Source organism: Eubacterium sp. AF36-5BH, assembly GCF_003460505.1.
In the GTDB taxonomy this organism is placed as follows: Bacteria; Bacillota; Clostridia; order Lachnospirales; family Lachnospiraceae; genus Eubacterium_G.
This window is the reverse complement of the sequence record NZ_QTVG01000002.1, coordinates 137267-148163: the sequence shown is the minus strand read 5'-3', so window position 1 is coordinate 148163 and position 10897 is coordinate 137267. Positions and strand designations below refer to the sequence as shown.

Genomic DNA, 10897 nt, shown 5'->3' with positions numbered 1-10897 from the left:
TTTTCTGCAATCATTTATAAGCATAAGTCCATCAAATGCTGTTTTTACACCCCTATGCTCTATAACATGACTAAAGGGGTGGAAATCGCTGGAATCTTTTGCAAGAATAAGTTCATCAAGCTCACTTTTTACACCCCTATGCTCTATAACATAACTAAAGGGGTGGAAACTGCCAGAATCTTTTGCAAGCATAAGTTCATCAAGCTCACTTTTTACACCCCTATGCTCTATAACATGACTAAAGGGGTGGAAATCGCTGGAATCTTTTGCAAGCATAAGAGTCAAATCATCAAATCTATTGAAAAAAACAACTACACTTCTTATTTTTCTCTAATGTTTACAATCAAATCATACACTTCTTATTTTTCTCTAATGCTTACAATCAAATCATACACTTCCGGATGGCGTTTCTGCAAATGCTCATCCAGTATATGTCTGCGTTCTACAAAGCGTTCTGCAAGTTCAGGATGCTCCTTATGTATACGATTGTGAATTTCTCTTCTATGTTCTTCAAGTCGCTTAGCAATATCTTTTTCGTCTTTGCCTGAAATATTAACAATTTCTTTTAAGTGTTCTTCAAGATGCTCCAACCATTCGTCCTCGTCAAAAGCATCCATGTGAGACCAGCGTCCATGGAAAAGATTTTCCACATCTCCTGATTTCTTTAATTGATCTATCTGTAGCATTATTTGATTTTCGATTTCTTTTTCACTTTCCTTACCAAATGCCCAAACAAATTCCTGAACCCTATTGTCTACACGTTTTCTTGAAGGTGTAAGTTGCTCATTTTCTACATTACCTTCTAATGGATAAGGTCTGTTAATTCCCATGTCTTTTAACGCTACATGAATTGTTCTTCTAACATTTCCATTTTCAATCAAATAACCAAGACCTAATTTTCTTAACTGTTCATTAACACCTGAAATATGTTCGGTTATATAAAAGCGAATTTCCTTCTCCTGAAGAGATTTATATAAGATTTCCAATCTGTCTGCTGCTGTTATGTCAATACTGCCCACTGCACTTGCATCAATAATTACCGCCTTTGTATCTTCCTTAATGGCATCCTCAATGTCTCTTTGCAATGTTTGTATATTAGCAAAAAACAAATTACTGCTAAATCTGTAAATAATCACACCCTGTATGGCATATATGTGGCGTCCCTCATTCAAATCTCTAAAATGCTTATGTCCCGGCTGTATGCCAAGAAAACATGTAGCCGGCTTTGCTGTTCTGATAATCATCTCAGTAAATGAAAGAATTATTCCAATTAAAACACCATTAATTGTTCCAAGCATAAGCACACCCATAAATGCACCTATGAAAATAAAGCATTCCTTACGACTTACCTGCCAAAGTCTGACAGCCAAATCAAACTCTGTTGCACCAATTAATGCTGAAATTACTATTGCCGTAAGAATTGGTACCGGTAAAAATCCAATAAAGCCTGTACCACCAAAAAGAAGAAGCATCATGGATAAGCCTGCTATAATTCCTGTTAATTGTGTTTTTCCCTGATACTGCTCTCCCATTGCAGTTCTTGAAACCGATCCATTTATAGGACAGCAACCTGTAAATGCCGCTACCAAATTTCCAAGAGAAAAAGCAAGTATTTCCTGATTATCATTTATTCTATAACCGTTCTTTTGCGCAAAACTATTTTCAGCCAAAAGTGTTTCAGCCATAATAACAACCGCTACAGAAAGACTTATCATAAACAAATCAGTCATAGGATAAGCTCCAAAATTAGGAATTTTCCAACTTGGAAGTCCCGGTGCAACACTATCAAGAGTCTTTACACCCCATTGTTGTAACGGCATAAATTTTGTCATCATAACACCTGCAACCATTAGTACAACCGCCATAGGGAATTTGGGCATAACCTTCTTAGAAATAACTAAAATAACAAGTGCCACAATTCCAATATAAACTGAAGGAATATTAATATCTTTTACCGTGTCAATAATATGTTCCACCAATTCAAGCAACTCTCCTGTACCTGATGTGCCTCCCATAATTTTAGGAACCTGCATTAAAATAATCGTTGTACATATTCCTGTAATAAAGCCACCCATAACAGGTGCAGAAATATAATTTACAAGTTTTCCTGCTTTCATAAAATAAAAAGCCAACAGCCAAACTGCTACTAAAAAAGTAACTATAGGAACTACTTCCATTGCTTCTTTTGTACCGCCCTGAATATTCATACTAAGAAGAGCTGCACCTACCAACGCCGCCGGAGCTGCATCAACTCCGAAAATAAACTGTGGTGATGTTGAAAAAAGTGCAAAAATTATAATTGGGAAAACCGAGCCATATAAACCATATACTGCCGGCAAGCCCGCTATCTGTGCATATCCCATGGATATTGGAATAGACACAGCCATTATAATGATTCCTGTAAATATATCTTTTATTAAATTTTCTTTCTTATATCCTTTTAACGTATACGCTGGTTTTATCTTCATTTTCATTTTCTCCCGAATAAATTTTAGTTTATAATTTTCTCTCAAATTACTTTTAGCTAATAAATTTCTTAATTTTCTCCCTGGTAAACCTTTAATTAATCTATTCTTAATTTTTACTGAATACTTTTAAATTAATATGTTCTTCCCCCAAAAAAATAAATCTTTAGCTAATAATATACCACACTCATTTACATAAAAATACCTCTAAAGTAACAGACTTTCCAATTCTATCTGTCTACTTTAGAGGTATTTTTGTTTTTACTTTTTAAGCCTTTAAGCTTTTTAGATGTATTTAATTAGCTAAAACAAACTTCCACTGCTGATTTGCCTGAGCAGAATAATCCCACTGCTGTACATTACCGCCATTTGATGTTGACCAACCAGCAACTTCTAATGATTTGTTACTGTGTTTGTTAATAAGGAATGAATATTCTCCATCAACCATTGTAATGTACCATCTTTGGTTATTAGTTTTGTTGTTGTCCCAGATTATGGCATTTCCACCGTTATTCTGTGACCAGTCATCCATATCAAGTGCTTTTCCTGTTAATGCACTCTTAAGAATGTATGTTGAATCATCTTTATTAAAATCAATTTCCCATTCCTGGGCTACGTTTCCGTTTGCCTGACACTGTTGTACATTTGTACCACTTGCTTTGTTTGCTCCTGCAACATCAAGACAAAGGCCACTGTGTCTGTTGATAATTTTATATCTTGCTTTTTCAACCTTAATAGAAGACATCTGGTCATTCCAGTCATTTCCAATGTAACTTGCATCGCTTGTAATTACCTTTGACTTTCCACTAAAATTGTCATCCTGATAAATTGTTACCTTATAACCAAATGGGACCTTTAATGATGACATATCATCATTCTTAAAGCCTTTTGCAATAAGTGATGCAAGATTGTAACTTCCAACGCCTAATGATGTGTTTCTACCACCATAATTTGCATCCTGATAAATTGTTACATCACCTGATGCAGTGTTTACTGTTCCTGATGTACTTCCTGATGAAGAACTACCACTTGATGAACCACCTGAAGAACTGTTACCTTTATGTGTATATGAATAACTTGCTGTGTCTTTTACATAGCCTGAAGTATTGCAGTATGTAAACCAGTATTTAACTGTGTCCCCTGACTTCAAGCCATTAACTGTGTAAGTTGCTTTATCTCCTGACTGAGTCATTCTTACGTTCTGCTGTCCACCACCATTTACTGAATAATGAATGTCTGTCCACTTTGAATTATTTACATAAGCTGTTGCCGAACTGTCTCCTGCATAATTCATTCCCATACCACTAGCCGGCGTATTTGAAGATGAACCATTATTGCCGCTGTTTCCTGTATTTCCTGTATTTCCACTGCTTCCTGCATTGCTACCATTGCTCTTATCCACATTGTTTGACGAAGAACTGTTGTATGAAGGATTATCCTGATATACACGAACATAGTCAACCTTCATTTCCTGTGGAAATGCACTGTCATTAATTGAGAAGCCAGGCCAATTTCCTCCAACTGCCACATTTAATAATAAATAAAATGGTCTGTGGAATTCATCTGTATCTCCTACATTGTTTGCAATTGACATTTCGTAGAATTTATTTCCATCAACAAAGAATCTGATATATTCATTATCCCACTGTAGGCCATATGTATGATATTGTGTTATATCAAAATTGCCTGTTGGCTTACCATACTCTGCATGTCCATTTACGTTCCAATGACATGTACCGTATGTTTTATTTTCAGCATTAATTGCTTCCATAATGTCAATTTCACCACATGATGGCCAGCCTACGCTACCAATATTTGCGCCAAGCATCCAAAAAGCAGGCCATATTCCCTGATTAGATGGTAATGCAAGCCTTGCCTCTACATAGCCATATGTAAATGTAAATTTTCCATTTGTATTAAGTCTTGCGGATGTATAATTCCTTCCACCATAAGACTCTTTCTTCGCTCTAATGTGTAAGGCACCGTCAGCAACATAAGCATTGTCCGATCTGTTAGTATAATATTGCTGTTCGTTGTTTCCCCATCCATTTGAACCTGTTCCTATTTCAAATCCCCATTTTGAAGTATCAATGGAATTGCCATTGAATTCATCGCTCCATACTAATTTAGAGCCTGTAGTTGGAGAAGCACTAACTGTTTTTTCAGGCATTGTAAATGTAATTGTCGAAAAAACCATAGCCGCTGAAACTACAAATGTTGTTGTTTTCTTAATTAACTTTGATATCATAATTTACCCTCCTAAAAATTTTCCGTTCAAAGCTAATTTAAGTATACAAAAACTAAAAACTATAGAAAGATAAAAAATTATATAAAAGGTAATCATTTTATTAAAAATATTTTTATGCCTACCAAAATCACTATATGTAATGGATAAAATAAATAAAAGAAATATTTCCATTTATGTTTTCCCGGTGTGTCATTGTATAATTCAATAGGAATAATACTTAATGCCCCAAACCACTGAATTGACAATGGATACATGCCCATATTAAAAACAATATTTACAATCCCCTGACTTATGTGATGTTTTCTAAAAACATAAAAGCAAAGAATTATCATTATCCCTGCATAGGAATATGAGCAATTAATAAAATATGCCATGGCAAATCCTACCAACATAACTACTAATTCAATCAAAGTATTTAGTCTTGCCGCTCCGATTTTTTGTAACACTTTGTCAGGATATGAAATTCTGAACTTTGAAATTGAATCAAGCATCCATATCATCATATAACCGATAAACAAAGTTATTAACACGTTTTGTCTTGCAAGGTCCCATAATGAACCATACATTAAATCATAAGGAACCTCTGATAATAACGCGAATATGCCTAAAATAATTCCATGTTTCATTCTGTCTTTTGTATGGAAAAATCCCTCAACCAAAACAAAACATATTATGGGAAAACAAATTCTTCCAATGGCACGGCCTGTTAAATACAATGTATTGTTATTGTTTTCTAAAAAAATAATTGAAAAATGGTCAATAAACATTGCAAGGATTGCTAAAATCTTTAATTCAAATGTGCTTAATCCCCATTTTTCAAGATTAATATATTTACCAATTCCTTTTTCGTTTAATTCTTTTAACATATTATTCAGGTTTTGCAATCAAAACCGTTATGCTCCTTCCCGGTACATTAAATGTTCTGCCCACCTCTTCACTTTTCTGATTAGGGCTGGTTGAAAAAGCAACCTTCCATTTCCTTTTATTTCTTGCTGAAGGAATGCCAAAACTTTGCTCTTCCCAATACATGTTGTATGCAATATACATGTCAGCTTCATCACTTCCCGTTTCATCCATTGCATATTTTCCGCAATACATGGTTGAAAAATGTCTGTTAAAATGACTAAAATCTCCGTACCACGCCTTTGTTCCATGATAAGACATATCCGGTAAACCGTAGGATTTATAATCCATCTGCCTTGTTTCATTTTTCATGTGCAATACTTTATGTTCTTTTCTAAATTTAATTATATTCTTTGTAAATTCAAATATTTCCTTTGCCATTGCTGTTTTATTCCAATTAGTCCACGAAATTTCATTATCCAGACAATATGGATTATTGTTTCCCTTTTGAGAATTGCACATCTCATCACCTGCATAAAGCATAGGCACACCCTGACTTAAAAATACCAAACTTAAAGCATTCTTAATCTGCTTTTTTCTTAAGTCCATTATTTTACGTTTTCTTGTATCTCCCTCAGCCCCACAGTTCCAACTGTAATTATAGACAGCACCGTCTCTATTGTTTTCACCATTTGGCTGATTATATTTTCTGTCATAAGATACAGAATCATACAATGTAAATGTGTTGTGATTTGCCACATAATTTACTATTGCCACTGCTGGTGGATTTGCCTTCACCTTATAGGCAATGGTTGAAAGCATGTCTTCATCACCTTTTATAAATCTTCGTGTGGCAATCATAAAATCATCATTAAAATTAGCCAGATTTCTTACTTCCGTTGCACTATTGTAAAAATCTGTATCTGTCGCAAAGCTATAAGTAAATATTTTCGTTGTGCATAGCAAATTATCTGTTTGAACCATTCGCATCACTGCACTTTCAAGGTTCACATGAATTCCGTCAATGTGGTATTCCATTACCCAATAATGAAGACAGTCTAAAATTTCCTTAGGGTTAGTCTGCTCAGGAAAGAAAAATTCCATGGAAATCTCAATTCCATTTTTGTGTAATTCCCTAACCATATACTTAAATTCTTCTACTTCTCCACCAATGGCATTAGAATAAGCGTAAGCCACTTTTGGTGCAAAAATAAAACCATCAGTATATCCCCAATAGTTTAGCTTTGGCTCCTCAATTGAGAACTGGCCTTTCATTGAAGTTGCAGGTCTTGATTTTATTTCATTAAAGTCATATGCCGGCATAAGCTCAATCATTGTAATTCCAAGTTCTTTGAAATAAGGAATCTTATCTACAATACCTAAATAAGTTCCTTTATGTTTTACCTTTGAACTAACATGCTTTGTAAAGCCTCTAACATGTAGACGATACAAAATTGTCTCATCAAAAGGAATATTCAAAGGGGCATCATCCTGCCAATCATATTCATTTGAAACAATTCCTGCCCTAAGATTTTTGCTCTTTTCTCCCCATTGCTTTTTTCCTGATAAAGCCTTTGCGTATTTGTCTACAATTATCTCATCATTAACACAAAAGTTATAATCATATTTCTTATAATCAAGTCCTGTTACACACATGGCATAAACACTCCCAATAACCTGTGCATTTTCAAATGGGATTCGAAAAGCTTCCCTGTCTTCACCTTTCCTGTACAATATTACTTCGCACTTGCTACCATACTTTGCAGTAATTGCAAAATTAACATTGTCACCCATTACCGTAGCACCCATTATTAACGGATTTCCCCTATATACTTTTATGTTGCCTAACTTGTCCATGTTGTCGTCCTTTCATGTCTGTAACTTGTCTTATTTTATGCTTAAATTAATCTGGTTTCAAAAAACCAATCTCTATTACAGGTCCCTCTCCCTGTTTCTAACTTCCGCCATTGTAACGGAATCATTCTAATCAAATAACTGTATCAAATAAACTTTTCCCCGATCTATTGTTATCATGTAATTATCAGGGGCTGTGTAACCGCTATCTGCAATATGTTCTTTAAATTCTTTAAATGTCATTGAGCCATCACCATCTAATCTCTGATCATAAAAAGAACAGGATTTTGATATTTCAATATCTGCTTCCTCTCTTGTTGACGTCTGACCATCCATAGCATCAATTACACCAAACTTTCCTTTAATGTAAAGTCTTCTTCCATCTATTTTTAATTGTTCAATATATGTTCCATTATCCGATTTCTTTGAACCTTCATTTATACTAAAACTTCTTGGCCAGCTTGAATCTTTTGCAGGATCAAGTCCTACAGTAGTTTCAGCCTTGGTTTTTGATGTATTATCTTTTTGAGTAGTCTTTTCTTTTGTTGAAGAACAGCCCCATACACTTGTAATTGTAAGCGCTGAAACCAACAACAAACTAATCAGTCTCTTCTTATTCATGTCCTCGCCTCCTACTGACATATAATAACATATTTGCCCGTTTATAAAAACATAAAACTGTTTTTAATTATTTTTCCCATATTATAAGGTAATTTTTCCCTTTCCTAGATTGCTTTAATTCCTAAAAACTGATATACTTTGATGAGCAATCAGCAAAAGTTTACGGGATTTTTGCGGTCAAAAATCCGTTATTCTTTTGCATTTACCTAAAACATGTATAAAAATAAGGAGATTTATAAATGATAAGTACAAGTAATATTTCTTTACGTTTTGGCAAAAAAGCATTATTTGAAGATGTAAATATTAAATTTGTTCCAGGTCACTGCTACGGACTTATTGGTGCTAACGGTGCCGGAAAATCAACATTTTTAAAAATATTAACAGGGGAGATTGAACCTACAAGCGGTGAAGTTATTATCACACCTGGTGAACGTCTTTCTTTCTTAAAACAGGACCACTTCCAGTATGATGAATACACTGTTCTTGATACAGTAATTATGGGTAATGCCCGTCTTTACGAAATTATGAAAGAAAAAGATGCAATCTACATGAAGGAAGATTTTTCTGATGAAGACGGCATTAAGGCATCAGAACTTGAAGCTGAATTTGCCGATATGGACGGCTGGAACGCTGAAGCTGATGCTGCTACTCTTTTAAATGGTTTAGGAGTAGATACGGAATATCACTACAGCCAGATGAAAGATTTAAACGGCACATTAAAGGTTAAGGTTCTTTTAGCTCAGGCATTATTTGGTAACCCTGACATTCTTCTTTTAGACGAACCTACTAACCACTTGGATTTAGATGCAATTGCCTGGCTTGAAGAATTCCTAATCAATTTTGAAAACACAGTAATCGTTGTATCTCATGACAGATATTTCTTAAATAAAGTTTGTACACAGATTGCTGATATTGACTATGCAAAGATTCAGCTTTATGCCGGTAACTACGATTTCTGGTACGAATCAAGTCAGTTAATTGTTAAACAGATGAAAGAAGCTAACAGAAAGAAAGAAGAAAAAATCAAGGAATTACAGGACTTTATCCAGAGATTTAGCGCCAATGCTTCTAAATCAAAACAGGCTACTTCAAGAAAGCGTGCTTTAGAAAAAATCGAACTTGATGACATTAAGCCTTCAAGCAGAAAGTACCCTTACATTGATTTCAGACCTGCAAGAGAAATCGGTAACGAAGTTTTAACTGTTGAACATTTATCAAAAACTATAGACGGTGTTAAGGTTTTAGATGATGTTTCATTTACAATCGGTAGAGAAGACAAAGTTGCTTTCGTTGGTTCAAACGGACTTGCAAAAACAACATTATTTCAGATTATTATGGGACAGATGGAACCTGATGAAGGTGATTACAAATGGGGTATCACAACAAGTCAGTCATATTTCCCTAAAGACAACACAAAAGATTTTGACTGTGACGATGTAATCGTTGACTGGCTTACACAGTATTCAGAAATCAAAGATGCCACATACGTTCGTGGTTTCCTTGGTAGAATGCTTTTTGCAGGTGATGATGGTGTTAAAAAAGTTAAGGTTCTTTCAGGTGGTGAAAAAGTTAGGGTTATGCTTTCAAAACTTATGATTAGCGGTGCTAACGTTTTAGTTATTGACGAACCTACTGACCATTTAGACATGGAAAGTATTACAGCCCTTAACACAGGCCTTATTAAGTTCCCTGGTGTACTTTTATTCTCATCAAGAGATCATCAGGTTGTTCAGACAACTGCAAACCGTATTATGGAAATTGTAAACGGCAAGCTTATTGACAAGATTACAACTTATGACGAATATCTTGAAAATGACGAAATGGCTAGAAAGAGAACTGTTTACACAACTGAGGGAATGGATATAAACGACTAATTGCGAGGTGAGTAATATGCGACCAACTACTATTACTTTTCCACCGGAGGGTATTGAACCTCTTGGTATAATTGAATTTGTACATGGTATGTGTGAAACGCGAAAACGTTACGAAAAAACTTTACAGTATTTTAGTAATTGTGGCTTTATTTGTGCCATTTCCGACATAAAAGGGCATGGTGAAAACATTTTAACCACTGATGACTTGGGCTACTTTGGTCACGAGGGCTACAAAGGACTTGTCGAAGACGTTCATCAGTTTACAATGTTTCTAAAAAGAGAATATCCTAATCTTCCACTTATTATTGTAGGACACAGCATGGGTTCTCTTATTGTAAGAGCTTATTTGAAAAAGTTTTCTAACGAAGTGAATGCCGTCGTTTTAAGTGGTTCTCCTTCTGATAATCAGCTTGCCGCCTTTGGCAAACGACTAATTCGATTTATGGCTCTTTTTAGAGGCTGGAATTACAGAAGTCCAATGATTGAGAAAATGGTTAATGGACCTTTTGAAAAACCTTTTATGAAAGAGGGCATCGTAAATGCATGGATTTGTTCAGATAGAGATGTTGTTGAAGAATACAACAAGGATCCGTTATGTGGCGTGACTTTTACTTTAAATGGTTACTATGCACTGTTTAGTTTGATTCAAACAGTATACAGCAAACTTGGTTGGTCCAAGAAAAATCGTGATCTTCCTGTAATGTTTGTTTCAGGTGAGAATGATCCTTGCAGACAAGGGGACAAAGCTTTCAAGAAGGCTGTTTTACACTTTAAGCATTGTGGCTTTCCTAATACTTTTTCTAAAGTATACAAAGGTATGCGACATGAAGTATTTAATGAAAAGAACGCTTCGGAAGTTTATGAAGACATACTTAAATTTTTGGAAATCAAGGCTGGCATTGAAGATATTAGATATTAGGACTAACATTAACTGCTTTATGTTTATCACTGCAGAAAGTAGTTACAATAGAATAAAATCATATATGAAAAAG

The 10897-nt window shown here is 34.8% G+C and carries 8 protein-coding genes; 2 read left to right on the top strand and 6 right to left on the bottom strand.

Features of this window, described 5'->3' with window-relative positions; genetic code table 11:
• The 6 genes from DW006_RS02150 to DW006_RS02125 form a co-directional block, all read right to left on the bottom strand.
• Positions 1-276, bottom strand: a 276-nt coding sequence (locus tag DW006_RS02150) for a hypothetical protein (RefSeq protein WP_199521870.1), incomplete at its 3' end; no start/stop codon positions are given.
• A gap of 83 nt (positions 277-359) precedes the next feature.
• Positions 360-2468 (bottom strand): SulP family inorganic anion transporter, encoded by a 2109-nt coding sequence (locus DW006_RS02145; protein WP_117998843.1) that lies wholly within the window; start codon positions 2466-2468, stop codon positions 360-362.
• Between the two features lie 292 nt (positions 2469-2760).
• Positions 2761-4713 (bottom strand): family 16 glycosylhydrolase, encoded by a 1953-nt coding sequence (locus DW006_RS12015; RefSeq protein WP_118436253.1) that lies wholly within the window; start codon positions 4711-4713, stop codon positions 2761-2763.
• Between the two features lie 92 nt (positions 4714-4805).
• The gene (locus DW006_RS02135) at positions 4806-5579 is read right to left on the bottom strand and encodes a TraX family protein (protein WP_117998842.1); all 774 of its coding nucleotides are present in this window, start codon (positions 5577-5579) and stop codon (positions 4806-4808) included.
• A gap of 1 nt (position 5580) precedes the next feature.
• Positions 5581-7413 (bottom strand): alpha-amylase, encoded by a 1833-nt coding sequence (locus DW006_RS02130; protein WP_117998841.1) that lies wholly within the window; start codon positions 7411-7413, stop codon positions 5581-5583.
• Between the two features lie 126 nt (positions 7414-7539).
• Positions 7540-8031, bottom strand: coding sequence for a hypothetical protein (locus DW006_RS02125; RefSeq protein ID WP_117998840.1), 492 nt, complete (start codon positions 8029-8031; stop codon positions 7540-7542).
• Between the two features lie 239 nt (positions 8032-8270).
• On the opposite strand from DW006_RS02125, the gene DW006_RS02120 reads away from it, so the two are divergent.
• Both DW006_RS02120 and DW006_RS02115 read left to right on the top strand, forming a co-directional pair.
• Positions 8271-9905 carry an ATP-binding cassette domain-containing protein gene (locus tag DW006_RS02120; RefSeq protein ID WP_022165451.1) on the top strand — a complete coding sequence of 545 codons (1635 nt, stop codon included), beginning with the start codon at positions 8271-8273 and terminating at the stop codon, positions 9903-9905.
• A 16-nt stretch (positions 9906-9921) separates the two neighbouring features.
• Entirely contained in the window at positions 9922-10824 is a 903-nt protein-coding gene (locus DW006_RS02115; RefSeq protein WP_117998839.1) for an alpha/beta fold hydrolase, read from the top strand.
• The last annotated feature ends 73 nt before the right edge of the window (positions 10825-10897 follow it).

What these genes read in the sequence shown, in the direction of transcription:
- DW006_RS12015 (WP_118436253.1), bottom strand. Translation starts at nt 4,713, where the DNA reads ATGATATCAAAGTTAATTAAGAAAACAACAACATTTGTAGTTTCAGCG.
- DW006_RS02120 (WP_022165451.1), top strand. Translation starts at nt 8,271, where the DNA reads ATGATAAGTACAAGTAATATTTCTTTACGTTTTGGCAAAAAAGCATTA.
- DW006_RS02125 (WP_117998840.1), bottom strand. Translation starts at nt 8,031, where the DNA reads ATGAATAAGAAGAGACTGATTAGTTTGTTGTTGGTTTCAGCGCTTACA.
- DW006_RS02135 (WP_117998842.1), bottom strand. Translation starts at nt 5,579, where the DNA reads ATGTTAAAAGAATTAAACGAAAAAGGAATTGGTAAATATATTAATCTT.
- DW006_RS02130 (WP_117998841.1), bottom strand. Translation starts at nt 7,413, where the DNA reads ATGGACAAGTTAGGCAACATAAAAGTATATAGGGGAAATCCGTTAATA.
- DW006_RS02115 (WP_117998839.1), top strand. Translation starts at nt 9,922, where the DNA reads ATGCGACCAACTACTATTACTTTTCCACCGGAGGGTATTGAACCTCTT.
- DW006_RS02145 (WP_117998843.1), bottom strand. Translation starts at nt 2,468, where the DNA reads ATGAAGATAAAACCAGCGTATACGTTAAAAGGATATAAGAAAGAAAAT.